At 55.3% G+C, this 25,303-nt stretch carries 21 protein-coding genes; 10 read left to right on the top strand and 11 right to left on the bottom strand.

Features of this window, described 5'->3' with window-relative positions; all coding sequences use genetic code 11:
• Window positions 1–267: IS1/IS1595 family N-terminal zinc-binding domain-containing protein (locus tag QP109_RS08300; RefSeq protein WP_502929293.1), on the bottom strand; the 267-nt coding region annotated here is incomplete at its 3' end.
• Between the two features lie 278 nt (window positions 268–545).
• Between QP109_RS08300 and QP109_RS08295 the strand changes: the two genes are divergently transcribed.
• Window positions 546–1,985 carry a sodium:proton antiporter gene (locus QP109_RS08295; protein WP_101627367.1) on the top strand — a complete coding sequence of 480 codons (1,440 nt, stop codon included), beginning with the start codon at window positions 546–548 and terminating at the stop codon, window positions 1,983–1,985.
• A gap of 278 nt (window positions 1,986–2,263) precedes the next feature.
• On the opposite strand, the gene QP109_RS08290 is transcribed toward QP109_RS08295, so the two are convergent.
• The 4 genes from QP109_RS08290 to QP109_RS08275 all read right to left on the bottom strand — a co-directional run bounded on the left by QP109_RS08290 (window position 2,264) and on the right by QP109_RS08275 (window position 6,443).
• On the bottom strand, window positions 2,264–3,082 hold the full coding sequence (locus tag QP109_RS08290) for a glycerophosphodiester phosphodiesterase family protein (protein ID WP_285024302.1): 819 nt from the start codon (window positions 3,080–3,082) through the stop codon (window positions 2,264–2,266).
• Window positions 3,079–3,927, bottom strand: coding sequence for a M23 family metallopeptidase (locus QP109_RS08285; protein ID WP_285024300.1), 849 nt, complete (start codon window positions 3,925–3,927; stop codon window positions 3,079–3,081). The genes QP109_RS08290 and QP109_RS08285 overlap by 4 nt, the downstream gene beginning before the upstream one ends.
• A 123-nt stretch (window positions 3,928–4,050) precedes the next feature.
• Window positions 4,051–5,115 carry a hemolysin family protein gene (locus QP109_RS08280; RefSeq protein WP_101627369.1) on the bottom strand — a complete coding sequence of 355 codons (1,065 nt, stop codon included), beginning with the start codon at window positions 5,113–5,115 and terminating at the stop codon, window positions 4,051–4,053.
• Window positions 5,112–6,443 (bottom strand): hemolysin family protein, encoded by a 1,332-nt coding sequence (locus tag QP109_RS08275; protein ID WP_285024305.1) that lies wholly within the window; start codon window positions 6,441–6,443, stop codon window positions 5,112–5,114. Before QP109_RS08275 ends, QP109_RS08280 begins: the two co-directional genes overlap by 4 nt.
• Window positions 6,444–6,680: 237 nt before the next feature.
• Here QP109_RS08275 and QP109_RS08270 point away from each other — a divergent pair, with 237 nt between their 5' ends.
• Both QP109_RS08270 and QP109_RS08265 read left to right on the top strand, forming a co-directional pair.
• A complete protein-coding gene (locus QP109_RS08270) occupies window positions 6,681–10,505 on the top strand; it encodes a multifunctional oxoglutarate decarboxylase/oxoglutarate dehydrogenase thiamine pyrophosphate-binding subunit/dihydrolipoyllysine-residue succinyltransferase subunit (RefSeq protein ID WP_502929292.1) in 3,825 nt (1,274 codons plus the stop codon).
• A 14-nt stretch (window positions 10,506–10,519) separates the two neighbouring features.
• Complete coding sequence (locus QP109_RS08265; RefSeq protein ID WP_270771369.1) at window positions 10,520–11,119, top strand: GDSL-type esterase/lipase family protein; 600 nt, start codon at window positions 10,520–10,522, stop codon at window positions 11,117–11,119.
• A gap of 67 nt (window positions 11,120–11,186) precedes the next feature.
• On the opposite strand, the gene QP109_RS09420 is transcribed toward QP109_RS08265, so the two are convergent.
• The 3 genes from QP109_RS09420 to QP109_RS08255 all read right to left on the bottom strand — a co-directional run bounded on the left by QP109_RS09420 (window position 11,187) and on the right by QP109_RS08255 (window position 12,276).
• On the bottom strand, window positions 11,187–11,261 hold the full coding sequence (locus QP109_RS09420; RefSeq protein ID WP_373273797.1) for a 50S ribosomal protein bL37: 75 nt from the start codon (window positions 11,259–11,261) through the stop codon (window positions 11,187–11,189).
• Between the two features lie 90 nt (window positions 11,262–11,351).
• Complete coding sequence (locus tag QP109_RS08260) at window positions 11,352–11,678, bottom strand: anti-sigma factor family protein (protein ID WP_195224956.1); 327 nt, start codon at window positions 11,676–11,678, stop codon at window positions 11,352–11,354.
• Window positions 11,671–12,276, bottom strand: coding sequence for a sigma-70 family RNA polymerase sigma factor (locus tag QP109_RS08255; protein ID WP_101627373.1), 606 nt, complete (start codon window positions 12,274–12,276; stop codon window positions 11,671–11,673). The genes QP109_RS08260 and QP109_RS08255 overlap by 8 nt, the downstream gene beginning before the upstream one ends.
• A gap of 133 nt (window positions 12,277–12,409) precedes the next feature.
• Here QP109_RS08255 and QP109_RS08250 point away from each other — a divergent pair, with 133 nt between their 5' ends.
• The 6 genes from QP109_RS08250 to QP109_RS08225 are packed head-to-tail and all read left to right on the top strand — an operon-like array spanning window position 12,410 to window position 20,501.
• Entirely contained in the window at window positions 12,410–12,904 is a 495-nt protein-coding gene (locus QP109_RS08250; RefSeq protein WP_101627374.1) for a hypothetical protein, read from the top strand.
• Window positions 12,901–14,235 (top strand): 3-phosphoshikimate 1-carboxyvinyltransferase, encoded by a 1,335-nt coding sequence (gene aroA, locus QP109_RS08245; protein WP_285024298.1) that lies wholly within the window; start codon window positions 12,901–12,903, stop codon window positions 14,233–14,235. The genes QP109_RS08250 and aroA overlap by 4 nt, the downstream gene beginning before the upstream one ends.
• Window positions 14,225–15,295, top strand: a complete 1,071-nt coding sequence (gene rsgA, locus QP109_RS08240; RefSeq protein ID WP_285024297.1) for a ribosome small subunit-dependent GTPase A — start codon at window positions 14,225–14,227, stop codon at window positions 15,293–15,295. Before aroA ends, rsgA begins: the two co-directional genes overlap by 11 nt.
• A gap of 9 nt (window positions 15,296–15,304) precedes the next feature.
• The gene (gene hisN / locus QP109_RS08235; RefSeq protein WP_285024295.1) at window positions 15,305–16,102 is read left to right on the top strand and encodes a histidinol-phosphatase; all 798 of its coding nucleotides are present in this window, start codon (window positions 15,305–15,307) and stop codon (window positions 16,100–16,102) included.
• 51 nt (window positions 16,103–16,153) lie between these two features.
• Window positions 16,154–17,374 carry an exonuclease SbcCD subunit D gene (locus QP109_RS08230; RefSeq protein WP_285024294.1) on the top strand — a complete coding sequence of 407 codons (1,221 nt, stop codon included), beginning with the start codon at window positions 16,154–16,156 and terminating at the stop codon, window positions 17,372–17,374.
• Window position 17,375: 1 nt separating this feature from the next.
• A complete protein-coding gene (locus tag QP109_RS08225; protein WP_285024293.1) occupies window positions 17,376–20,501 on the top strand; it encodes an AAA family ATPase in 3,126 nt (1,041 codons plus the stop codon).
• Between the two features lie 143 nt (window positions 20,502–20,644).
• On the opposite strand, the gene QP109_RS08220 is transcribed toward QP109_RS08225, so the two are convergent.
• Both QP109_RS08220 and QP109_RS08215 read right to left on the bottom strand, forming a co-directional pair.
• Window positions 20,645–21,097, bottom strand: a complete 453-nt coding sequence (locus QP109_RS08220) for a DUF6912 family protein (protein ID WP_285024292.1) — start codon at window positions 21,095–21,097, stop codon at window positions 20,645–20,647.
• Window positions 21,098–21,135: 38 nt separating this feature from the next.
• Window positions 21,136–21,327, bottom strand: a complete 192-nt coding sequence (locus tag QP109_RS08215) for a hypothetical protein (protein WP_285024291.1) — start codon at window positions 21,325–21,327, stop codon at window positions 21,136–21,138.
• A 260-nt stretch (window positions 21,328–21,587) separates the two neighbouring features.
• Here QP109_RS08215 and QP109_RS08210 point away from each other — a divergent pair, with 260 nt between their 5' ends.
• A complete protein-coding gene (locus QP109_RS08210) occupies window positions 21,588–22,058 on the top strand; it encodes an Rv3235 family protein (RefSeq protein WP_101628580.1) in 471 nt (156 codons plus the stop codon).
• A 126-nt stretch (window positions 22,059–22,184) separates the two neighbouring features.
• On the opposite strand, the gene secA is transcribed toward QP109_RS08210, so the two are convergent.
• Window positions 22,185–25,010: a preprotein translocase subunit SecA gene (gene secA, locus QP109_RS08205; protein ID WP_285024290.1), complete on the bottom strand. Its 2,826-nt coding sequence runs from the start codon at window positions 25,008–25,010 to the stop codon at window positions 22,185–22,187.
• Window positions 25,011–25,303 lie beyond the last annotated feature (293 nt).

Here is a 25,303-nt window from a genome sequence, read left to right as displayed (position 1 = left end):
CGGGCGGGTGTCCCAGCACCAGGCGTGGGTACGGTCCCAGGTGGTCGGTGAAGTGGTGATCAGCTGGCGTCGCGTCATGGTGCCGGTGACGTAGGAGAGAAACTCGTGAAATTGTTTGGCTCTTTGTTGGCGTTGATCAGTGCTCGTTGTGCTGTAGCGACAGATCGAGCAATACCAGCGTTGCCGTCCGGAGGGGTGGTGGCCATTCTTCTTCATGGGCTGGTCGCATAGTGGGCATCGCCGAGCGCGGGAACTACGAGTTTTCACTCCATGGATATATCGAGTCCCCTGTCAAGCAAGCAAAGACTTTCAGCCTCCAGACCTCAATAACAGCGACTTTCCCGTGATACAGCAACGAAAAGCCCGACCTAAAGCAACTATTCTTGGGTATTAACCCCACAATAACGTCTGGACGAACGTTCAGGGCAAATTGTTAACAATCGTCAAAAACGGACATCTTCGGCAAGATACTGCGGTTTCACGTTAGGCTGAAATGGTACGCACGAATATGTGCCTGTCCCTAGTAATCGACGACAAGGATCCCGATGACCTTCCAATGGTGGTCTCTTCTGCCGTTCGTAGCAATGCTTGCATCCATTGCACTCTTCCCGATCATCCCCGCCACACACAAATGGTGGGAACGTAACTCCAGCCAGCTTCTGGTTGCCCTTGTTCTAGGCCTACCCACGCTGGTATTCATGGTGTACATGATCGGAAATGAAGCGCTGATTGACGTCGGCGTTGAATACGTTCAGTTCATTGCCCTGCTTCTTTCGCTCTTCATCATCTCCGGCGGTATCCACCTTGAAGGTGATATTCGCGCAACCCCGAAGAACAACACAGTTTTCTTGGCAATCGGTGGCGCGCTTGCCTCTTTCATTGGAACGACAGGCGCCGCGATGCTCCTGATTCGCCCTCTTCTTGCGACGAATAAAGAGCGTACCCACCGCGTACATACCGTGCTGTTTACAATCTTCATCGTTGCTAACTGCGGTGGTGTACTGACACCTCTCGGCGACCCGCCACTGTTCCTAGGCTTCTTGAACGGTGTCCCCTTCACCTGGACGTTCCAGCTCTGGAAGGAATGGTTGTTCGTACTCGTACTGATGCTCGGTATGTACTACTCGCTCGACCGTCTGCTTTACTCGTCGGAACCGCGGGAGGAAATCGTCAGGGACGATACCCAGATCACCCCGTTGCGCCTGCGCGGTGCTTTCAACCTGGTTCTTTTCGCCGTTGTCATCGTCGCCGTTGCCAAAATCCCCTCGTGGAATGCTCACGAGATCATTGAAGGTCACGCGCATGGAGCAGACTTAGTGCCGTGGCGCGAGATCGTCATGCTCAGCGCCGCAGCAATCTCTTACTTTGCAGGCTCCAAGAAGATCCGCTACGAAGACAATGCCTTTACTTGGGCCCCGATCCTTGAGGTTGCAGCCCTGTTCATCGGCATCTTCTCGACGATGGCTCCGGCACTGCGCTTCTTGGAGCAGGTTGCACCGCACCTCCCCCTGAACCGCGTTACCTTCTTTATCTTCACGGGCGGCTTGTCCTCGATCTTGGATAACGCCCCGACCTACATGACTTTCTTCGAAATGGCGAAGTCGCTGGGTGGCGATGGAACCCTGATCGCGGGTGTCCCCGAGTACTACTTGGTTCCGATTTCGCTGGGTGCCGTCTTCTGCGGGGCATTGACGTACATCGGCAATGGTCCAAACTTCATGGTCAAGTCAGTTGCTGACGCCGATGGCGTCGACATGCCCCCCTTCGCCGGATACGTTGTGAAGGCATTCCAAGACTTACTTCCGACATTGGTTGCCATGGCTTTGATCTTCGTTGCCGAATCCATGATCGCTCATCTCGCAGGTTGGGTACTGGTAGCGCTCCTCGTCGCTCAGATGGTGTGGCGAGTAAAGCTCGCCAACGACGTGGAAGCTGGAAAACGTGAACCCGTAATCACTCACCACCACGTTGCAGCTGACCGATAACCTGTCAGCTTGAAAGACGATTCGGGGTGTGCGCCGCACGGTGCACACCCCGAATGTGTTTGTAAGTATGGGGTCAGCATCGACTTCAACAGCAGATCAGGCATACAGAACTTCGCTGGCACTCTCTGAGATCATTCGAGACAACAAAACGGTGCCACTCCACGCAAACCCCAAAATGTCGCCTCACACGCCCAAATTCGCCAGCCCGCACCTCGTAGCGCAAAAGAAAACGCACCCGCATGCACATAAACGCATGGGGTGCATTCTGCTCACGACACTCAGTCGCGCGGGTGCTGCCCTCGCATCGCGCCTGGAGCAGGAAGCTCTTCCCATAATCCACGATCGATCAGATAGTCGCGCAGATACTTCGGCTTATTGGTCACAAAGCCGTCGACTCCAAGAGCGATCAGCTGGTTAAGATCGTCAATCTCATCGACCGTCCAGACGTGGACGGCTAAACCATGCGAATGGGCCGCCGCAACAAAACGACGATCCACAACGGTCACAGGGCCGAAGGACAGCGGAACCTGAGCGGCAACAACGCCCTGATGAGAACCTGGAATCCGCCATGTGCGCGTCTTCGTTGCGCTCTTTGCAGCCGCAACCAAACGCACCACGGATTGACTACCCAACGACGTTGCAATCTGGCCCTGAGATTGCTCTCTGAGCCACTTCAGCCGACGTTCGTTAAACGATGCCAGGACAACGCGATTCTCAGCATGAGCCTGACGAACAACATCCAACAGAGGCCCCTCAACACCTAGAACCTTCGCATCGATGTTGAAGTACAGATCCGGGAAGGTCTCAAGAGCTTCGGACAGCAACGGAATACGATCACCGTGATCGTTCGTGTACGTCTTCAGCTCATCCCAAGTCATCTGAGCAATCAGACCAGAACCGTTGTACACGCGATCGATCATCGGATCATGGTGGACAACAACCTTGCCATCAGCGGTCAGATGAACATCGGTTTCAATGTGGCGGATACCGAGCTGACGGGCATCAGCGAATGCCTCAAGCGAATTTTCAGGCGCGACCTCGTTGCCTCCCCTGTGGGCAAGAATGATCGGCCCGACGCGAGAAGAAACCGGGATCATGAACAAGCCTGCTCTCCGAGATAAACTGCGCCAACTTCTTTAAGCCATGCTTCGGGATCGATGGGCTCGTCGTTGGAGTTATGGATTTCAAAGTGAAGGTGCGGACCAGTTGACCAACCGTTGTTTCCAACGGCACCGATTACCTGTCCCGCTTCTACGCTGTCGCCCACACGGACCTTGATCTGATCCATGTACTGGTGCAGATACGCGCTATAGAAAATGCTTCCGTCTTCACGGACATGCTTGAGCTTCACCAACGCACCGGAACGGCTGTTTTCAGAGACCTCGACGACCTCGCCGCCATACACGGCGTGTAGCGGAGTCCCCAGTGGACCAGCCATATCGATGCCTTCGTGCATCAGTAGCTGGCCAGAAATCGGGGAAACGCGCATCGAGAAGGGCGACGTGATCTCGAACGTTCCTGGTGGCATTGGCCAGTAGATTTCCGAGGATCGAACCTGGACATCTCGATTGCCCGCGGCTGTCTGGGCAGAGGGCAAGCATCTATTGAGAGTCAGAGGTGCGCGAACGCGTGTGCGAGATGCTGCGGTGACGGATCCTTCAAGGGCCTGCGATTGCGCGGCGACCGTTGTCGTTGCCCAGGACTGGTCACCGGCACTGATGCCAAGTGCGCGCGCAGGAAGTTCAACAGAAGACTGAGCGCCAACAAACCCCGACAGCGGGATCGCTACAGTCGTTGCCAACAGCACAGCAAGAACACCGCCACGAGCTACACGACGAGTAACGTGGGATTGTCTTTTGCGAGGCGTAGACGCGTCCAGATCGCTATGTCCATGAATCTGCCGACGTGACGGCAACGGACATGCAATCTTAGCTTCAGGCACGCTAAAAGTTCCTTTTCATCTGCTGATTTCAGGGGTTGCCCTCGAAGCGAGTGTCCGAGTTCAACGGTTACTAACCTACATCGTATCGCCAGGCGGTTAAAGAGGTTTGGTTGAAAGTGGGAGTCATAACTCATCGCGGTCGCGAGTAATCACATCGCGTTGCAATGAGTCACGAACCTCGCCAACCAATTCTTCTAGAACATCTTCAAGGAAGAGCACGCCGATTCGTTCTCCTGCTTGGTTTTTCACCAGTGCACAGTGAGTTCCCGAACGTTGCATTGCGCGGAGCGCGTCTTCAACTTCATCGGTTGATGCAACGGTTTCCATCTTGCGGATACGCCAGGCGGGAATCGGTTGAGTGCGATTCGTGGCATCGGCATAGAGTACGTCCTTCAGGTGAATGTACCCAGCGATTTCACCGGATTGAGCAACGATCGGGAAGCGCGAAAAACCCGTTCGAGCGACTTCTTTTTCAACCTCGTCGGGGGTGACATCGGACTCCAAAGTAACCAAGTCACCCAAAGGAACCATCGCTGACCCAGCGGTTTCGGTCGAGAATTCCAAGGTTCCCGAGAGCAGACCAAGGTCGTCACTCAAAGATCCTTCAGCGGTCGAGTATTTGACGATGGAGGCCACTTCTTCGGCTGTAAACGTTGCTGCAATTTCAGATTTAGGTTCAATTCCACGAAGTGACAGGAACCAGTTCGCCAATGAATCCATAGCCTGGATAATCGGTCTGACAACGTGTCCAATTGCCACGAGAGGCGGTGCAAGAAGCAGAAGGAGTCGTGCCGGGTTTGCGATCGACACGTTCTTCGGCACCATCTCACCGAACACTACGTGCAGGAACAACACGATAATCAGTGCGGCAATAAAACCAACGACGTGCGCCGACGAAGCAGGTAAGCCCAGTGAAACCAGCGGATGCTCCACGAGGTGCGCGATCGCCGGTTCTGCGACGACGCCGAGGGTTGTTGATGCGACCGTGACACCCAGCTGACAGATAGCGAGCATCAATGATACGTGTTCAAGGGCGAACATCGCCTGAGCGCTTCCGCGACGCTTTTCTTCGTAGAGAGGTTCGATCTGCGAACGACGCGACGATGTCGTCGCAAATTCTCCGGCGACGAAGAAAGCGTTCATTGCCAGCAGCATAACGGTGATTCCAAGACCCCAGCCGGCGCTCATAGCTGAACCTCCGGTTGTTCATCTTCCTGGTCAGGCGCATAGAGCGCTATCTGCATAATGCGTCGCCCCTGCATGTGTTCAACTTCGAGGATCACTGAGTGCACGGTGGCGCGGTCGCCAACCATCGGGATGCGTCCAAGTTGGGCCATCACGAGGCCGCCTATCGTGTCGTAGGCGTTGTCTTCAGGAAGGGCGATCCGAGTTCGTTCGAAGAGCTCATCGGGGCGCAGGGTTCCGGGGATCAGCAGAGCGCCGTCGGCACGGGTACGGATTCCGAGGCGACGCCCATCATGCTCGTCGGACACTTCACCAACGATTTCTTCGATGACGTCCTCCAAAGTGACAACACCTGCCACCCCACCGTATTCATCAACGACGATTGCCATTTGCAGGCCTTCGTCACGCAATTGCACCATCAGAGGACCAATGGGGGCTGTTTCGGGAACCGATGGAACGCCGGCCATCAGGGAAGCAGACACAACGGGGACCTCGTCGCGGCGTTCGAAAGGAACTCCGATGGCACGGCGCAACGAAACCAAGCCGATAATGTCATCTAAATCCTCACCGACGATCGGAAAACGTGAGTGCCCGGTTTCTCGTGAGAGGGCGACAACGTCAGATGCGACGGCGGTGTCCGGCAGGAAGTGGAGCAACCCGCGGTCTGTCATGACGTCGGCAGCGGTGAACTCGGACAGGCGGATTGAGTTCGTCAACAACGAGGCGGTCGACGTGTCGATCGTGCCTTCTTCGGCTGAGTGTCGAACCATTGCTTCGAGTTCAGACGCTGACCTAGCAGATGAGATCTCTTCCTGAGGCTCAATGTTCACCAGTTTGAGCACCGCGTTCGCCGACCCGTTCAAAACGATAATAATCGGCTTCATCAGCGCAGTGAAAAACATATGGAAGGGAACGACAAGACCCGCGGTTTTTAAGGGGTGAGCGAGTGCAAGGTTCTTTGGAACCAGCTCACCAAAGAGCATTGATACGGCGTTAATGAAAACTGCTGCCACAATCGCGGCGATACCCGTGGCAAGCCCAAAGGCTAAACCAGCACTTCCGAGTGCCGTTTCAAGAAGGTCAGCGATTGTTGCCTGCGTGGTGTAGCCGAGAAGAATCGTGGTCAGCGTAATACCAACTTGGGCTCCAGAGAGCTGGGTCGACAGAGTTTTCGTTGCTTTTAGGACTTCTCCGGCGGATTTGTCGCCGGCTTGGAATCGCTTTTCAACGACCGCTTGATCGAGCGCGACCAGCGAAAACTCCGCAGACACGAAAATAAATGTGCCGATTGTCAGAACGATGCCAAGCATGAGCATCGCAATAGTTGCGATCACTGCGTGGCCTTACTGCGCGATGGTAAATCAGAGTCCATAACTCGTTCAGTTTACCGATTTGGGCTCTGTGTAGCACACGATATCCACTCTGTTGCCAGTTTCACCAAAGTTTCTTCTTCTTTTCCCCAAAGACGCGTTCAAGCTATGTCCAATCTCTATAAAATCGGGCCCAAAGACCCAGACTATCCGTATGCTGTGCCGTAGGGTTCACGGCTGAACAGAACGGAGATTCTCGTGGCAACTGACAACGGGGCACAGCCGCAGGCAAATGATTGGTACGTCGACACCATGCGTCGCGCGTATCAGGCGGATCCAACTTCGGTTGATCCCTCGTGGCGCGCGTTTTTTGCGACCGAGTCTGCTCCTCCTCAGTTGCGTGCTCCTCAGCCAATTGCCGAGGCCGCTCCGGCCGTATCGCACCCCGCCCCCGTTCAGGCCGCGGTTTTCCCGCCGGCGGCCTCGTCGATCCACGATCACCCCACGTCACACTTCGCACAGCCGAAAGCGCGTGTCTTAGCTGAATCTGTGTTCGAGGAACCAGAAACGGACGCACCGGAAACGAACGTGGAGTCCGTGACGCGTTCTGACCTGCCCCCGGCTCCTCCGGCGCGCATCATGGAAGCAACGTCTCCCTATACACGTCAGATGCACGGCCACACCGCCGCATCACTCAACACTGATCTTGCCGAGGAAGACGAGCTCCAAATCCTCAAGGGCGTGGCGCGCGCAACCGCGAAGAACATGGATGAATCCATCTCTGTTCCCACTGCGACGTCACAGCGTCAGATGCCAGCGAAGCTCCTGATTGAAAATCGCGCTCTGATCAACGCTCACTTGGCGCGCACCGTTGGTGGCAAGGTTTCCTTCACCCATCTGATTGGCTACGCCTTGGTCGAGGCTCTGTGCGAAATGCCGGAGATGAACGTCCGCTATCAAATGGAAGGCACCAAGGCCGCGATCCACCGTCTAGCCCACGTCGGATTCGGCTTAGCAATTGACGTCACCAACGCCTCCGGCGGGCGCTCTCTGATGGTCCCGGTCGTCCATAAGGCAGACACCATGACCTTCATGGAATTCGTTGACGCATATCAGGATCTGGTCAAACGTGCGCGCACAGGCGATCTTGGTACTGGCGACTTCCAGGGGGCAACCGTCACTCTGACAAACCCTGGAACAATCGGTACAACAACATCTGTTCCTCGCCTGATGAAGGGGCAGGGCCTCATTATCGGTGTTGGCGCGACCGACTACCCCGCCGAATACCGCGGAGTTTCCCCGCGCAAGCTGGCAGCAATGGGCATCGGCAAGACCATGTTCATGTCGTCGACCTACGACCACCGCATTATTCAGGGGGCGGCCTCCGGCCAGTTCCTCTCACTCATCGATAAAAAGCTGTCGGGTCTGGATGGATTCTACGAACGCGTTTTCTCTTCACTTCACATCCCCCAGTACCCCTACGCCTGGGAAGCGGACCACGAGTACGACGTCGAGCGCGAGAAGGGGAAGCCCGCGCGCATCGCAGAGCTGATCCACGCATTCCGCTCACGCGGTCACCTTGCCGCAGACACGGACCCGTTGGCATACCGCGTGCGCCGCCACCCCGACTTGGATATCACCCAGTACGGCCTGTCCGTATGGGACCTCGATCGTCCCTTCCCGACCGGTGGATTCGGTGGCGAACAGCAAATGTTGCTACGCGATATCCTGACCCGGCTGTCCGACACGTACACGCGTAGCGTCGGCATTGAATACATGCATATTCAGGATCCCGAGCAACGACAGTGGGTCCAGCATCGCATCGAACTTCCCTACGAAGTTCCCACTCCGGTTGAACAGCGTCGAATTCTGTCGACGCTGATCCGCGCCGAAGCGTTCGAAGAGTTCCTTCAGACCAAGTTCATGGGACAAAAGCGTTTCTCCCTTGAAGGTGGCGAGTCACTGATACCGCTTCTTGATGAGATCCTTGCACGATCGGCACGAGGAGGTATCCACGAAGTTGCGATCGGAATGGCGCACCGTGGCCGACTGAATGTTCTGGCGAATATTGCCGGCAAGTCCTATGCGCAGATCTTCTCCGAGTTTGAAGGAAACCAAGATACTTCGTCGGTTCAGGGCTCCGGTGACGTGAAGTACCACCTAGGAACCTGGGGCGTATACACCTTGGAAGACGGTGTGGCAACGAAGGTGTACATGGGTGCTAACCCATCGCACCTCGAGGCCGCCGACGCCGTCTTAGAAGGCATTGTCCGCGCCAAGCAGGAAGTGCTTGGCGATGAAAGCCTGCCAATTATCCCCGTTCTGGTTCACGGCGACGCCGCGTTCATTGGCCAGGGCGTTGTCCAGGAAACCTTCAATATGAGCCAGCTGACCGGTTACAAGACCGGTGGCACGATCCACGTGATCGTGAACAACCAGATTGGCTTCACAACCGGGCCAACATCTGGCCGGTCGACCCGCTACCCCACCGACCTCGCCAAGGGCCTACAAGTACCGATCCTCCATGTGAACGGCGACGATCCGGAAGCTGTTGTCCGCATGGCAGCGCTCGCCTTCGAGTACCGCAATACGTTCCACAAGGACGTCATCATCGACATGGTCTGCTACCGCCGTCGCGGCCACAACGAAGGCGACGACCCGTCGATGACCCAGCCCGTCATGTACGGATTGATTAATAAGATCCCGTCGACACGCACCGTTTACACGCGGAACCTCGTTGGTCGTCACCAGCTGACAGAAGACGAGGCCCTCGCTTCGGCGACCGCGTACGAGAACGAGCTCTCGCACATCCTGTCCGAAACCCGAGAAAACGGGTGGGCACCGCAAGATGATGCTGAGAAGGAAAGCGCCGGCTGGTTGATGCCCGAGTCTCAGTTGCCCGGTTCCGGCATGATGATTGGCTGGCGGTCAGCGACAACAACGGAAGAAATCCGTCGCATCGGTGACGCTCACGTTTCCTTCCCGTCCGGCTTTACCCCGCATCCGAAGATGGCTCAGCTCTGCGAACGACGCCAGGAAATGGCCTACGGGAAGCGTCCCATTGACTGGGGATTCGGCGAACTCCTGGCTCTTGGCACATTGCTGATGGAGGGAACGCCTGTTCGTTTCTCGGGTGAAGACGCACGTCGCGCGACCTTCGTCCAGCGTCACGCTGTTCTTCACGACAACACGAACGGCCGTGAATTCACACCACTTCAGTTCCTGACCCCAACACAGGCGAAGTTCGATATCTTCGACTCTCCCCTGTCGGAGTATGCGGTGCTCGCATACGACTACGGTTATTCGGTGGAACGCCCCGATGCTCTGACCGTCTGGGAAGCACAGTTCGGTGACTTCGCGAACGGCGCGCAGCCCGTCATCGATGAGTTCGTGTGCTCCGCCGAACAGAAGTGGGGCCAGCGTTCTTCCCTGGTGATGATGCTTCCCCACGGTTTCGAAGGTCAGGGTCCCGACCACTCGTCGGCGCGTATCGAGCGTTACCTGCAGTTGGCTGCCCAGGACAATATGTGGATCGTTCAGCCGTCTACTCCGGCTAACCACTTCCATATGTTGCGTCAGCAAGCCTATCGGCGCCCGCGTAAGCCTCTGATTGCCTTCACGCCCAAGCAACTGCTCCGTCTTGCCGCCGCAACTTCTCAGGTTAAAGACTTCACGTCTGGGACCTTTAGACCAATCATCGGTGAAGTTGATCCGTCGATTGATGCAACGCAGGTCACCAGGGTCTTGATCTGTTCTGGACGCATTTACTATGACCTTGTTAAGGAACGCGAAGCGCGTGGTGATCGTTCAACGGCGATCATTCGTCTTGAACAGCTCTACCCGCTTCCCGCCCAGGAGCTTGCTTCAGAGCTTGCCCGCTACCCGCACACGGAAATCATGTGGGTTCAGGATGAGCCGAAGAACCAAGGTCCCTGGCCGTTCCTGGCACTCAATATGTTCATGGAGTTTGAACGTCCTGTTCGCCTTGTCTCTCGCCCCGAATCGGCAACAACCGCAGCGGGTCGAACATCGGATCACAAGCAGCAGAACGCCGAACTCATGGCAGCAGCATTTGCTCGCTGACTCGAGGGAGCCCAATGAGACTTTGCGTTATCGGAGACGAACTGGTCACTGGAACTGGTGACCCGCGAGCGCTCGGCTGGATTGGTCGCGTGCTTGCTCGATCAGAGTTTGCAACGGCTCCAACGGTGATGACATTGGGCGTTCCCGGGGAATCCACGAATAGCCTGGCAGCGCGTTGGGAATCGGAAGTTGGGCTCCGCTTGGGTGCCGAAGGACCTCGCGGTTTGATTGTCGGTGTTGGTACCGCTGATATTTCAGCGGGTTTAAGCTCAGCCCGTTCGCGCTTGAATCTGGCGAATATCACCGATCGTGCCGCCTCGCTGGGGATCCCCTGCTTCGTGGTCGGACCTCCACCTCTTGCCGGGAGCGATTCTTCGTCGGTTGCTCAGCTTTCCCGTTCGATGGGTGAAGTATGCCAGCGCCGAGGCCTTCCTTACGTTGATACGTACACTCCCCTTGTTGCGCACGATCAATGGTTTGAAGACATGGCAGCCTCGAGGGCGCGAACGGATTCAGGGCTGACTCTTCCCGGCCAGTCCGGATACGCCTTGATGGCGTGGCTCGTACTGCATTCAGGGTGGTACGAATGGACGGGTGCGACGCCTCGCGAGTAATGCGAAGGAAACTGATAAAACAAAATGCCCGGAGGCTTGCGCCTCCGGGCATTGCGTTAAAGACGGCTCATGCGTTTGGACGCTTGCCGTGGTTCGCACCGTGCTTCTTACGATCGCGACGCTTGCGGCCCCTCTTCGACATGTTGATCTCCTCAAGTTTTGAATTCAACCCTGACAGTTTCCCATAAAAACAGCGGTTAAGCCAACAGACTGACCGCCCTAGCGACACACGTCACTGCCCTGACGTTTCGACATATACAGATGTTGTTTCAACCTGAACCGATGAGAGGCGAGCGAGCAGACGGGCTTCGAATCCTTCGGGAAGAGGCTCGTCATCGAAGAAGTGTCGCAACGCGGTTCGCACATTGCGTTCACGGTCTAATTCTTGGGCGCAGTGCTCGCATCCAGAAGCATGCGCGATCAAGGCAAGGCGTTCGCGTTCGCAGGGGCCTTCGACTGTTCCGGTATCAATGAGCGAGCGGCGTTCTTCGCATTCTTCACAATCCACCAGGGCGAAGAGCGCTTCTCGGAACGCGTCGCATCCGATAACTTCACTCATTGTTCTCTCCTGTAATTCCATATTCTTTGGCAAGGTCTGCGAGTGTTCGGCGCAGGCTCGCTCGGCCTCTAGAGAGGCGCGACATGACGGTCCCAATCGGAATGTCGAGTATGTCGGCGATCTCTTTGTAGCTGAGCGATTCAACATCGGCGAGTACAACGACTGCTCGCTGTTCGTCGCTCAGGCTGTGTAATGCTTCTTGAATCTGTGTTGACGGAATCCGAGCGAGAGCTTCGGTTTCCGCCGATTCCAAACCAACTGAGTCGTGAGAAGCTGCTTGCATAAGCTGCCAGTCTTCGACGTCTTCGTTGGGCGAGTGTTTGGGTCGACGTTGCGCTTTGCGGTATTCGGAGATGAACGTGTTCGTCAGTATCCGGTAGAGCCAGGCTTTCAGATTGGTGCCTTGGGCGTACTGATGGAACTTCGCATATGCGCGAAGATAGGTCTCTTGTACGAGGTCTTCAGCGTCTGTTCTGTTACCTGTCAGTCGCAGTGCTGCGCGGAAGAGCATTTTTTCGTACGGGATGGCATCGCGGACGAATGTCTGATCTAGTTCCACTTCTGCACAGGGACGAGAAGCGTTGTCGAAAGTAGTCATCACTCTAAGGGTAAGCGTTGGAGACCCAAATCTTGTGGTTCATACGTCTGTGAACGTTTACGGACGGGGTTTGTATTCCAGAATCAAGCGCGTTGTGGCTCACGAAAACCGCTTTTCATCGGACAATAGAGGCATGAATCTTCTTCGTGCATGTGCAAGACCAGCTTTGGCGCTTCCCGCAATCCTCGATGGCATTTCAGCTCTGCGCGAGCCTGAAGTACACGTCGAGCGCGCTCACGTTGTCCGTCCGCTGATGGATAAGGTAGCGGGCGAGGCCGCTCCCACCGATGAGCAGCTGACTGTTGCAACGCGGGTTTTGGGTGGCGTGACGCTGGGCGCAGCCACATGTTTTGCTCTTGGTAAGGCTCCTCGGACAAGCGCTACGGTTCTTGCGGCTATTTCGATTCCAATGGCTCTTGTGAATCATCCGCTGTGGACTGCTCGTAGTCGTGCTGAGCGCCGTGAAATGACCTCTGAAATGGCATCCCGTTTCGCACTCGCTGGGGCATATGCACTGGCCAGCACGGATCGCGTGGGCGCCCCGTCAGTGTCATGGCGAGTCAATCAGTGGCAGGCACGCCGTGCCCTTGAGCGTGAGAAAGCTCTGGCGACAAAGGTTTCCGCTTGACTTCCCGCTTATGGCAGGCGCCCGTAGCATCGGGCACGTTAGATGCGACTGTTGAGATCCCAGGCTCGAAGTCGCTGTCGGCTCGTGAGCTTTATCTTGCAGCGACCGCTGATTCTCCTTCTTCACTGACTGGGGTTCTTGATTCGCGGGATACTCGATTGTTCATGGACGCCCTTCGACTGTTGGGCGCTGACATTGAGTTTTCCGGCACCTCGGCGCACGTTGTCCCTCTTGATCCTCAAGCGCCAGAGCGCACCGATGAGATCTCCATCGATTGTGGGCTTTCCGGCACGGTGATGCGTTTTATCCCTCCCTTGGCTGCGCTCAGCAGTCGGATCACTCATTTCGACGGTGATGAGGGCGCTCGTCTACGCCCCCTCAAGCCACTCCTGGACGCTCTTGCGCAGTGTGGTGCCACGATCACCTACCACGGCGAAAAAGGATTCCTGCCTTTCACTATTCAGGGACCGCTCCAGCTTCCGGCGGGAGCAGCAATCACGGTCGACGCTTGCGCATCATCACAATTCGTGTCATCGCTGCTGTTGGTTGCGCCCATGCTCAGCCATCCTGTAACGATCAGTGCACCCGGTAAAGTCGTTTCGCTCCCCCACATTGAAATGACGTGTCAGACCATGCGAGCTCACGGATGCGATGTCGAGGAAATAGACGAAGGCACCCCCACGCTCCATTCATGGCATGTCATCAACGAACGGTCGCGCGGCCTCGTCAATTCGATCGAACCCGACTTGTCGAATGCTGGCCCTTTCCTCGCAGCCGCACTGGTGTGTGGCGGAAAGGTGACAATCCCCCACTGGCCCGCCAAAACGACACAGGCCGGTGACGCATGGCGCGACATTCTTCCGCGGCTGGGAGCCGACGTTACTCTGCACGATGGCGCACTGATTGTGAGCGCGAAGGCCGGCCATATTCGCGGAATCGACGTGGAGCTGGCGGACATCGGGGAACTCACGCCGACGATTGCTGCGCTCACCGTTTTCGCTGATTCACCTTCGCTTCTACGAGGTATCGGTCATCTGCGAGGTCATGAAACTGACCGTCTAGCCGCTTTGGCAACAGAACTGCGGGCATGTGGCTGTCAGGTCGATGAGGGGACAGATTATCTGGCGATCACTCCCCCCACCACTCCAACGCCCGCGCTCCACCACGCTTATGCCGACCACCGAATGGCAACCTTCGCGGCAATCCTAGGATTGGGAATTCCGGGAACAACGCTGGACGATATCGCGTGCACATCAAAGACATTGCCCGACTTCCCTTCCATGTGGGCATCGCTTGTCGCTTCAAGCAAGGAGGCTTCCATTGAGGCGTGACACTGGAACCGACGATCCGCGCGTCAAAGTTCGCGCAGGAAAGTCAAAGCGTCCACGAACAAAAATTCGCCCAGATTGGTCTACTTCACCGCTCGGGCATGTCATTGCTATTGATCGTGGACGATATCGCGTCAGGATGGACGACGCGACAACTCTGAATGCTGTTCGCGCCAAAGAGCTGAAGCGCGGATCGGTAATCATGGGTGACCGCGTGCGAGTAACTGGGGACGTTTCGGGACGCCTCGATACGCTGGCTCGAATTGTCGCCGTCGAAGAACGCACTTCCATCCTTCGTCGGTCCTTGGAAGATGCGCCCGACCAACGCGGAGAAAAGGCGATTGTCGCAAACGCGGACACCATGTGTATCGTCGTCGCGCTAGCCGATCCGCCACCTCGAACCGGCATGATTGACCGGTGTTTGGTGGCCGCATATGAAGCCGGAATGACCCCCATCCTCTGCCTCACAAAGTCCGATCTTGGCGTCCCAAGCGAGCTTCTTGCGACCTATGCTCCGTTTGGCTTCCGCATTATTGTTACGCAGGCGTTTGAGGGTGGTAAGGCCACTCCCACTAAGGGGCTCGAGGCATTAAAGAGCGAGCTTGCGGGGCGTTTCTCCGTGCTTGTCGGACATTCGGGTGTCGGAAAGTCAACGCTGATCAATGCGCTGGTTCCTGATGCTCACCGCAGTGTCGGGCACGTCAATGAAGTGACGGGACGGGGACGCCATACCTCCACTTCCTCCGAAGCGTTCGAACTGCCCGAGGGCGGGTGGATTATGGACACGCCCGGCGTCCGTTCTTTCGGCCTGGGGCACGTGGACGAAGAAGACGTTCTGGGAGTGTTCCCGGAAGTTGCAGAAGCAACCTCGTGGTGTCTCCCCCTCTGTTCCCATGCGGAGGGCGAACCGAGTTGCGCAATCGACGCTTGGGCGCGTGGCGAGGCTCCGTTTGAGGCTGTCTGCCATGAAGACTCTGCGCGTCGCAACGCTATGGCACTGTCAGCGCGTCGCCTGCTTGATGCCGTTAACACGGCAAAGCAAGCGTCACGCGATGCGCGCTAGGGTGAAGATATGCCTGAGTCTCTTTACGCTGATGATCTGAAAATAGCATTGGATCTTGCTGATCGCGCTGATGAAATCACAATGGCACGCTTTCAAGCATCCGACCTTGTTGTTGAGTCAAAGCCTGATCTCACGCCCGTGTCAGACGCGGATCGTGGCGTCGAAGACATGATCCGCACTGCGTTAGCGACTCGTCGCCCAGATGATGCGATCTACGGAGAAGAACGCGGTTCGTCTGGGGCGGGGACGCGACGTTGGATCATTGACCCGATTGATGGCACGAAGAACTTTGTGCGCAATGTCCCCGTGTGGGCGACGTTGATTGCACTGGTTGATGGTTCCGATGTTGTTGTCGGTGTTGTGTCGGCGCCTGCGTTGGGACGACGCTGGTGGGCATCCCAAGGTGGCGGAGCATGGGAACAGTTTGGCTCAAATGCCCCAAATGCTCTGCACGTTTCCAAAGTCAGCGCCCTGTCGGAGGCGTCGCTATCGTATTCGTCGCTGACGGGTTGGCAGCAAGCTGGGCGGATCGACGAGTTCATTGATTTGCAGGCTCACGTTTGGCGCACGCGCGCCTACGGTGATTTCTTCAGCTACATGCTGGTCGCCACCGGCGCTGTTGACGTCGCTTGTGAACCTGAGCTTGAGCTTTATGACATGGCCGCGCTGGTGCCAATTGTGACTGAAGCAGGTGGGCGCTTTACCTCTTTGTCCGGAGTAGCAGGCCCCTGGGGAGCGAACGCACTCGCATCAAACGGTGTGCTTCACGACCAGATTCTTGATCATTTCCACTGGCCAAAGGACTAATCCGTCGAGAGTGCAATTCGGTTTGTACACGGTATGCCTCACACTAGAAGCATGCAGATTCTTCACACATCGGATTGGCACGTTGGGCGCACGCTTCACGGCGAGTCCCTCTCTGACTCCATTGACGCCTTCTTTACCTGGTTAAAGGAACTGGTTATCCAGCGCGAAATCGATGTTGTTCTGATTAGTGGCGATGTTTTTGACCGTAGCGTTCCACCGGTTCACGCAGTACGCCAGCTGTCCCGCTACTTGACCGATTTGGCTGGTCATACGCGCATTATTCTGACGTCCGGGAATCACGATGGCCCCATTCGTTTGGGAATGTTCTCTGATCTTCTCAGCGATTCACTTGTCATAGCAACTGAACCGGAACGAATCGGCACTGCGATTGAATGCGGCACCGTCGACGACGGTGCGTTGATCTATCCCGTGCCTTATCTTGAACCTGACCTTGTTCGTCAGATCCTGTCCGATCAAGAGATCAATGAAGAAACCTCACTGCCTGTTCCCCTGGCGCGCTCACACGAAGCCGTAATGGGGGCAGCGCTGCGTCGAATCCATGACGATCTGTGTCAACGCCGCGTTCAGGGTGATGTGCGTCCGGCGATTGCGATGCCTCATGCGTTTATCACCGGCGGTAGCGCATCGGATTCAGAGCGCAATATCGAAGTCGGTGGCGTTGCCCATGTGCCGGCGGGAATCTTTGACACGCTTGGCGGGAAAAACGCACCGGTGGCACACCTTGCATACGTCGCAGCAGGGCACCTGCACCGTCCCCAACAGATTTCCCGAACCCTTGTTCCCGTGTTCTATTCGGGTTCGCCGGTCGCATATTCTTTCTCGGAATATCAGGTGAACAAGCGCGTGTACTTGCTGGACACCGAAGCAGTGGACGAAGCGGGATACCTTCACCCGCAACCGATTGATATTCCTGTTCATCGTCCGATTGCTGTCCTACGCGGAACGATGGATCAGCTGATCACCGACCCTGACCCGAATAATCAAGCATCCTATTGCTCCATCACGGTGACCGATGATCTTCGACCCGATCGTATGATCCCACGGTTGAAAACAATCTATCCGTACGCGTTGATCATCCAGCACGAGTCATCGCTTACTCCGCCGTCTCACACGGGAGTATCTGCGGTTTCGTCTCGTAGCGATACTGAAATCTCTCTCGAGTTTTTTGAGCTCTTAGGCGGAGCAAAACTAACCGACACCGAGAGAGGCATCATCCAAGACACGTGGGAACAAGTAAGGAAGCAGGCCTGATATGAAGCTGATTCGTATAGAGTTCGCAGGAATCGGCCCTTTCTCTGGAAAGGAAACGATCGATTTCACCCGATTCGACGACTCCGGTTTGTTCCTGCTTGAAGGACCCACCGGGGCTGGAAAATCAACAATTCTTGATGCGATTACATTTGCGTTGTACGGAATTGTTGCACGCGGAAGCGACTCAACGAAGGACCGCTTGCGTTCTGACCATGTTCCAGCCAAAGCGAAATCCTATGTCGAACTAGTCTTTGAAGTCTCCGAAGGCTTCTTCAAGGTCTACCGAGAACCCACGTATATCCCCGAGGGCAATAAGACTGCGCGTAACGGACAGTTGACGTTGATTCAGGTACGCCCCGTCGAATCAGCCGATGGTCATTTTGCCTACGTTGATGGGGATCCCGTCGGTCGTAACGCCGCCGAAATGAATCAGTGGATCACGCAAGCGGTTGGTCTGACAAAAGACCAGTTCGTTCAAACCGTCGTTCTTCCTCAAGGAAAGTTCGCTGATTTCTTGATGGCAAAGTCGGAGCAACGGGAAGCGCTTCTGAAAGATATTTTCAACACTCATCTTTTTACGACCTTCCAAAAGAAGCTTGCTGAAATATCAAAACAACATTCAGATGACGTAGTAGAGGCAGAACGCGAGGTCACCCGTCGTTTCAGCGATCTGGAGAGCCTGGAAGGACACCTTCAGGACTTCATTCGGGCCGCAGATGCTGATTCTTCCCATGATTCTCCTTTCTTAGCTTCACAGGATTCCGCCTCATCATTTGCGGATGTCGATCCTCTTGACCCCGATTCACACCAGGCATCGACGCTGGCGATCACTCTCGTCCAGAGCGCTCATCGCGTATGCGATGAAGAAGAAGCCAAGCTCCCTGGGTTGATCGATGTAGCCGAAGCATGTCACCGCGAGCTCGAAGCTACCCGCGTCTTGAACTCCTTGGTTGAAGAACGCATGGAACTCCAATCTCACTTGGAGATGCTGATGGAGCACACTGTGGTCATTGATCAGTACAAGAAGCGTCATTCCGATGCTCTTATTGCTTCCTCGCTCTCTGGGCCGGTCCGTCAATTCACCGACGCTCGCGATTATATGTCAGTTAAAAATGCCGAGCTTCTCACTGCGCATCGTCAGCTTCGCTCACGGTTTATAACCCTTTCGCATATTGAGGAAGATTCTCTTTCTTCTGACACGGTTGATGGGCTTTTAGAAGAACTCAGCACCATTGTGGAAACTCTCAGTGCCAAGAAAGCAACTCTTGAGAACCTCACGTCACTCGAGCAAGAACTCAGTAATGAACGCGAAGAACACAAGGCATTAACAGCCTCAATTGCTGTACTCACCCAGAAACGCACCCAGCTTGAAGAGCAGCTTTCCCAGCTTCCCAAAATGCGTGAAAGCGCCCTTGAAGGACGCGAAAACATGGTGAAAGACTTGGAGCTCTTCGCAACAGGCGAACGCGACATGGCGCTCTTACAACCGCGTTACCAGGCTGCATGTGAAGTCGCTGAGCATATCGAAACTCTCAAGGTCAGGGCTAAGAATATTCAAACTGCTCGCCGCCGGGCGCAAGAAGCTAACATCGCTTCCCGCCAAGCACATACGCGTTGGATAGATCATGTCAGTGGCAGTCTTGCCACCCAGCTTGAAGACGGCAAGCCCTGCCCTGTTTGTGGTTCGGTGGAGCATCCAGCTCCGGCACGTATCGACCAGCCGGATGCTGTCACCCTCGAAGACCTTGATGCTGTCGATCAGGCGCGTTCGAAAGCAGAACAGGAATTGAACGAAGCAATGATGCTTCACGCTCAGACCAACCAAGCCATAGCCAGCGGAAACACAATTGCTCGTGCGGATAAAGCTTCGTTGGAACTCGAAATCAAGAATGCGCAAGAAAGAATCGACAAGCATTCAGCGTTGTCTCAAACGATCAAGGAACTTGATCAGGCTCTGGCCGAACTTGAGCAGAACATGAGCCGTGTGAAAGACGAGCTCGCTGAAACCAAGGTTGAAATTGGCAAGGCACAGACACAACACTCTTCGCTTGCCCAATCAATCGATACGAAGCAGGCTCAGTGTGAAGAAGGCCGTGGAACCTTTGAATCAATCGAAGCGCATCTGGCGAATGTCAGCGATTCTTTGACTGACGCTCGCACGCATCACAAGCACCTCCAAGAGTGGAATCAAAGCTATGCGCGCCTTGAAACTACAACGAATGCGCTGACGCAGGCTCTCACTGATTCGCCTTGCGCTTCCATCGAGGAAGCCCTCGCTTTCGTTGATTCACATTTCATCGTTGGCGAAGAGCTCCGTGCATTAAAGGAGCAGATTGACTCCCATCAGAGTGATCTTCAGATGACGCGAAACCAACTCCTGGACAAGCGTCTTGCCACTGTTGCTGATCGAAGTGTGCAATCTACGGCGGCCTTGGAAGAAGCGGATACCAATGCGACGGCTGCGCGCGATGCCATGCAACACCGCTGTGGTCAGCTCAGTGCTCTTGTGGGGCAGATTGACGATGCTCACACGCACTTTAAGAGCGCCGTGTCAGAGCTCAACCGTGTCCGAGAAGCAGTTGCTCCGTACCAGCGTCTTGCGAATATCGTCAACGGTGGCTCTCTCAATCTCAGTTCGACTCCCCTATCGTCATGGGTGCTAGTGTCGCGTCTCAATGAGGTTTTGGATGCAACGAATCCTCGTCTCAGCGCATTCTCCGGTGGTCGCTACCAACTGATCTGCAGGCCAGAAGATGGCACTCGTTCAAAGAAGTCTGGGTTGGGGTTGGCAATTCACGATCTGGAAACAGACCGCATTCGCAAGACCCAAACGCTGTCCGGTGGCGAAACGTTCTATACCTCTCTCGCACTGGCGTTGGGATTGGTTGACATTGTCACTGCTGAATCGGGGGGCACGGAAATCAAATCGATGTTCATCGATGAAGGATTCGGCTCATTGGACTCCGATACGCGTGATGTCGTCATGCAACACCTGCATGCGTTGCGCCAGACTGGTCGAACCGTTGGTGTCATCAGCCACGTCGAAGAGATGGCAAAGCAGATCAGCGATCAGATCCATGTTCGCCCCAAAGCAAACGGTGGTTCAAGCTTGTCGATCGACTTCTGATTCCAGGCGACACATTATCCCTTTCCATTTCAATAGACGGTTTGTCAGGGAGGAAGGGAAATGCTTTGCTTCATTGTGTGGGGGGCTAGCGTGATTAACGCTAGCCCCCACACGATGCATCAGGGATCAGTGAATACAGATTTCTACTTCAGAATCTCGCGTAGCGCATCTCGTTCCGACACATCAAACCACTGCAGAGGAAACTCCCAGAGATCACTAATCGCGTGGTCTGCCTGGTCTTGATCATCGGCTTCTATCACGCGCCGAACCTGCTCCGATGTTTCACCGTCATCGGCAAGAATCGCAACGACATCGTTCCAATCACACCGAACATTGTTGACTTCAAGCACTCCGGTTCCAGAAGGCACTGAGTCCGTTTGAATGTCAGTTGCAAGCACAATACGCGCATATGCATGCGTTGGGGCATCGCGCAGAAGAATCAGCGAAGCCAACGCGGCCTCGACCTGCGCATCATCTTCAAGCACCTCAACGTCCTCACACCCCATGTCTGGGGAAGGAACGGCTACGAAGGCCTGTCGCAAAGAGATCTGTTCTTCGCCAAGATCAGACGATAGAGCGGGGAAATATACGCGCATAGCTTCAGTGTTCCACACTTACCTTTGTGTCTTGCTTGTCATTGAGCGCGTTGAAGCAAATAGCTTCCTCTCTTCACAACACATACGAGCACTATAACGCTGATGAGGCGATGATGCGCCGCTTCAAACTCATCATTTTTCTTTGAAAAAACGCCATTTTTTAACTCTTCTAGGGCTTTTGTCGTTACGAAGAACAGTTGAAAATCATTCAGGGGTAAAAAGTTATCCACAGGGTTTGAAATCTATTGACAGCATCCACCCACAGACCGCACACTCATAACTCATAAACAACCTTTACACAAAAACCTATATCGGTGCGTCGCAATATTGCACCTTATTCGATGCCACTTTTTAACGCACGCACCACATCCCCATCGCAAAGAAGGGAGTAGCAAATACAGCGGTACACAATCAGCCCTTCATGTCTACATGACGGACGATGAACACAGTCAAACACACTGAGAATCTCAAGATAAGAGGAGCTATACCAATGGCAACGATGCCAGCTTCCTTCCCGTACATGCCCGAACGTCGCATGTTTCGCTGGGACCTCACAATCGACGTTCCTCCGAAGCAACAAGCTGACACTCGGACATGGCTCGAATCTCGGGCTACTCCCTACGGGCACTATCCCGACACACTTCCTGACGTGGGACCGTGGGCTGCAGGTTTTGCCCGCGCAGCTATCGAGGCGGTCCTTGACCTCAGGGACAAACGTCAGCTGGAGCGCTGGATGCTTCCGCAACTTTTCAACGCTTTCAAACACCTGAGTTTCCGGGAAGAAGGCGACGAAGAAACCCGAACAGCGTGTATCCCCGTCACGTGGCGAGCAAGCGAGCCCAGCCCCGGAAAAGTTGAAGCGTCCGTCGTTATTCGCGGTGCTGCGCGATGCTATGCGGTGGCACTGCGCCTACAAGAGTTCAAAGGTCGCTGGATGACGACCGCTCTTGAAATCGCTTAGACATTCACAGCGATTGAAGTAAACGAACTGCTCCCCAGAAAACATCAATGACGATGTTCCTCTGGGGAGCAGTTTTCGTTTTTTATCGTCGCCTTCTGAGATAATCATCAAGGTGAGAGCCAGCGCTTATTTTCGACGTGCTTTCTTTGCCGACGCGCGACGCTGAGCACGATTCGATGACGTGGCAGACGAGGTTGCCCCACCCTGCGTTGTCGTCCCATCGGACGATGAGTAGCTGAGCTTCGCCTGGTTGAGGCGCTGAGCTTCGCCGATGATAACCTGCGCCTTAGCAGCGGCAACGGGGCTGGCCGGAGCAGGTGCATCAGCAGACTCGGCCTGGGTGGCCGGTTCTTCTGCCGATTCCTTCGCAGATTCATCATCCTTGAAGAGGCCCTGTTCCTTTGCCTGTTCGAAAGCGCGCTCGAACTGGTGGGAAACAGAGAAGACCTGCTGGACCGATTCTTCCTTGATGCGCTCCATCATGGATTGGAACATCTGAGCACCCTCGTCTTTGTATTCGACGAGCGGGTCACGCTGACCCATGGCACGCAAGCCGATACCTTCCTTGAGGTAATCCATTTCGTAGAGGTGCTCACGCCAGAGACGGTCAACGGTCGCGACAACAACACGACGTTCAAGGTCGCGCATCGGTTCTTCACCAAGCTGACCGCGAGCAAGCGGATTGGCCTTCAGAGCGTCTTCCGCATCCTCGTAGACAGCGGTAATGTCACCGTAGATTTCTTCGACCAAGTCTTCACGAACCAGTGAACCTGCCCCACCGTGTTCTTCTTCGACTTCCTGATAGGTCACTGACGGCGGGTAGTAGCCACGCAACGTATCCCAGAGAACGTCAAGGTCCCATTCGGCGGGGCTGATACCACCGGTCTTTTCATCGATAATTCCAGTGACCAGTGAACGCATGAAGCTCTTCATCTGGGGCTCGAGGTCTTCGCCTTCGAGGACACGACGGCGCTCATCGTAGATCAGTTCACGCTGACTGGTCATCACGTCGTCGTACTTCAGAACGTTCTTTCGAATTTCGAAGTTGCGCGCTTCAACCTGGTGCTGCGCTGATGCGATCGAACGTGAAACAAGCTTGTTTTCCAGTGGCAGGTCTTCGGGGTATGCGCCCGAGGCCATGATACGTTGCGCCATACCCGAGTTGAACAGGCGCATCAGGTCGTCTTCCATGGACAGGTAGAAGCGCGATTCGCCGGGGTCACCCTGACGTCCGGAACGACCGCGGAGCTGATTGTCGATGCGACGCGATTCGTGGCGTTCTGAACCCAGAACGTACAGGCCACCAAGCTCACGGACCTCTTCGCGTTCTGCCTGGACGGCCGCATCTGCTTCTTCAAGGGCGATCGGCCACGCCGCACGGTACTCGTCAGCGTTTTCCTTCGGGTCAAGCCCCTTGGCCGCGAGGTTTGCCTGAGCGATGAACTCGGAGTTACCACCGAGCATAATGTCGGTGCCTCGACCAGCCATATTGGTTGCCACCGTGACAGCACCCTTGCGACCGGCCATTGCGACAACGGCAGCTTCGCGCGCGTGCTGCTTTGCGTTCAGGACCTGGTGCGGAATGTGTCGTTGCTTGAGCAACTGGGACAGCAGTTCGGACTTTTCAACCGAAGCGGTACCCACCAAGACCGGCTGTCCCTTTTCGTGGCGCTCAGCGATATCTTCAATGATTGCCTTGAGCTTGCCAGCTTCAGATGGGAAAACGAAGTCCGGCTGATCCTTGCGGATCATCGGCTTGTTTGTCGGGATCGGGATAACACCGATCTTGTAGGTGGAGGCGAATTCCGCTGCTTCTGTTTCTGCCGTACCGGTCATGCCAGCGCGGGAGCCTTCCGGGTAGAGGCGGAAGTAGTTCTGCAGGGTGATCGTTGCCAGGGTTTGGTTTTCAGCCTGGATTTCGACGCCTTCCTTGGCCTCGATTGCCTGGTGCATACCGTCGTTGTAGCGACGCCCCGGAAGGACACGGCCGGTGTGCTCGTCAACGATCAGAACTTCACCGTCGGTGACAATGTAGTCCTTGTCTTTGTGGAAGAGTTCCTTGGCGCGGATCGAGTTGTTTAGGAAGCCGATCAGTGGAGTATTTGCTGCCTCGTACAGGTTTTCGACGCCGAGCTGGTCTTCGACGTGGTCAATACCTGCTTCGAGAACACCGATGGTCTTCTTCTTTTCATCAACTTCGTAGTCGACGTCGCGCTCAAGCATGCGTGCAATGCGAGCGAATTCCATATACCAGTGGTTGACGTCGCCCGAGGCTGGGCCCGAAATAATGAGTGGCGTACGAGCCTCATCAATGAGGATCGAGTCAACTTCGTCGACGATGACGTAGTTGTGGCCACGTTGAACCATGTCATCAAGGGTGGAGGCCATGTTGTCGCGCAGGTAGTCGAAGCCAAACTCGTTGTTGGTTCCGTAGGTGATGTCAGCTTCGTACTGCTTACGGCGTTCTGCAGGCTTCTGTCCGACCAGTACACAGCCGGTGGTCAGGCCGAGGAAGTTGTAGACGCGAGCCATGATGTCCGACTGGTATTTTGCCAGGTAGTCGTTGACCGTAACGACGTGGACGCCCTTGCCGGTGAGTGCGCGCAGGTATGCGGGCATAGTGGCGACGAGGGTCTTGCCTTCACCGGTCTTCATTTCGGCAATGTTGCCCTTGTGCAGTGCGATGCCACCCATGACCTGGACGTGGAAGGGACGCATACGCAGGATGCGCCAAGATGCTTCGCGGACTGTTGCGAAAGCTTCAACTAGGAGGTCGTCAAGGGTTTCGCCCTCTTCAAGACGGGCCTTAAATTCAGCGGTTTTTGCCTGGAGTTCTTCGTCCGTGAGTGCTTCGAAGTCTTCTTGCAACGCATCAACCTGGGTGGCGAGCTGATCAAACTTCTTGAGCGTACGGCCTTCGCCGGCTCGCAGAATCTTGTCAATGAGGGACACAGATACTCCTGACGTTCATTTCGGACCATCGTCCGATTGTGCGTGCGCACCGAACCAGTTTACGTAAAGATAGGCGCGCACTCGAATTATGAACGTCGAAAGTGGGTATTTTTCGCTCACATTTACCTCAGTGCGCTCCACATTCGCCCAGGGTACGAGGTCGGGATCACCATCTAGTCGCGATCCTGTCAGTGCCCGGTGGCAGATAAACAAAAACGGGTTAAACGACAAAATGTGTGTGTGAATCTCTCGATTTATGGGCCCTGAACTGGGTTAACGATGAAAATATATGC

The sequence above is a fragment of the Pauljensenia sp. UMB9872 genome (assembly GCF_030212665.1).
Lineage (GTDB): Bacteria > Actinomycetota > Actinomycetes > Actinomycetales > Actinomycetaceae > Pauljensenia > Pauljensenia turicensis_B.
This window is presented reverse-complemented; position numbering and strand designations above follow the sequence as displayed.

Excerpts from the sequence above, each read along its gene's own strand:
- QP109_RS08295 (WP_101627367.1), top strand. The coding sequence starts at position 546 with ATGACCTTCCAATGGTGGTCTCTTCTGCCGTTCGTAGCAATGCTTGCA.
- QP109_RS08290 (WP_285024302.1), bottom strand. The coding sequence starts at position 3,082 with ATGATCCCGGTTTCTTCTCGCGTCGGGCCGATCATTCTTGCCCACAGG.
- QP109_RS08280 (WP_101627369.1), bottom strand. The coding sequence starts at position 5,115 with ATGAGCGCCGGCTGGGGTCTTGGAATCACCGTTATGCTGCTGGCAATG.
- QP109_RS08265 (WP_270771369.1), top strand. The coding sequence starts at position 10,520 with ATGAGACTTTGCGTTATCGGAGACGAACTGGTCACTGGAACTGGTGAC.
- QP109_RS08260 (WP_195224956.1), bottom strand. The coding sequence starts at position 11,678 with ATGAGTGAAGTTATCGGATGCGACGCGTTCCGAGAAGCGCTCTTCGCC.
- QP109_RS08255 (WP_101627373.1), bottom strand. The coding sequence starts at position 12,276 with ATGACTACTTTCGACAACGCTTCTCGTCCCTGTGCAGAAGTGGAACTA.
- QP109_RS08250 (WP_101627374.1), top strand. The coding sequence starts at position 12,410 with ATGAATCTTCTTCGTGCATGTGCAAGACCAGCTTTGGCGCTTCCCGCA.
- hisN (WP_285024295.1), top strand. The coding sequence starts at position 15,305 with ATGCCTGAGTCTCTTTACGCTGATGATCTGAAAATAGCATTGGATCTT.
- QP109_RS08230 (WP_285024294.1), top strand. The coding sequence starts at position 16,154 with ATGCAGATTCTTCACACATCGGATTGGCACGTTGGGCGCACGCTTCAC.
- QP109_RS08225 (WP_285024293.1), top strand. The coding sequence starts at position 17,376 with ATGAAGCTGATTCGTATAGAGTTCGCAGGAATCGGCCCTTTCTCTGGA.
- QP109_RS08220 (WP_285024292.1), bottom strand. The coding sequence starts at position 21,097 with ATGCGCGTATATTTCCCCGCTCTATCGTCTGATCTTGGCGAAGAACAG.
- QP109_RS08210 (WP_101628580.1), top strand. The coding sequence starts at position 21,588 with ATGGCAACGATGCCAGCTTCCTTCCCGTACATGCCCGAACGTCGCATG.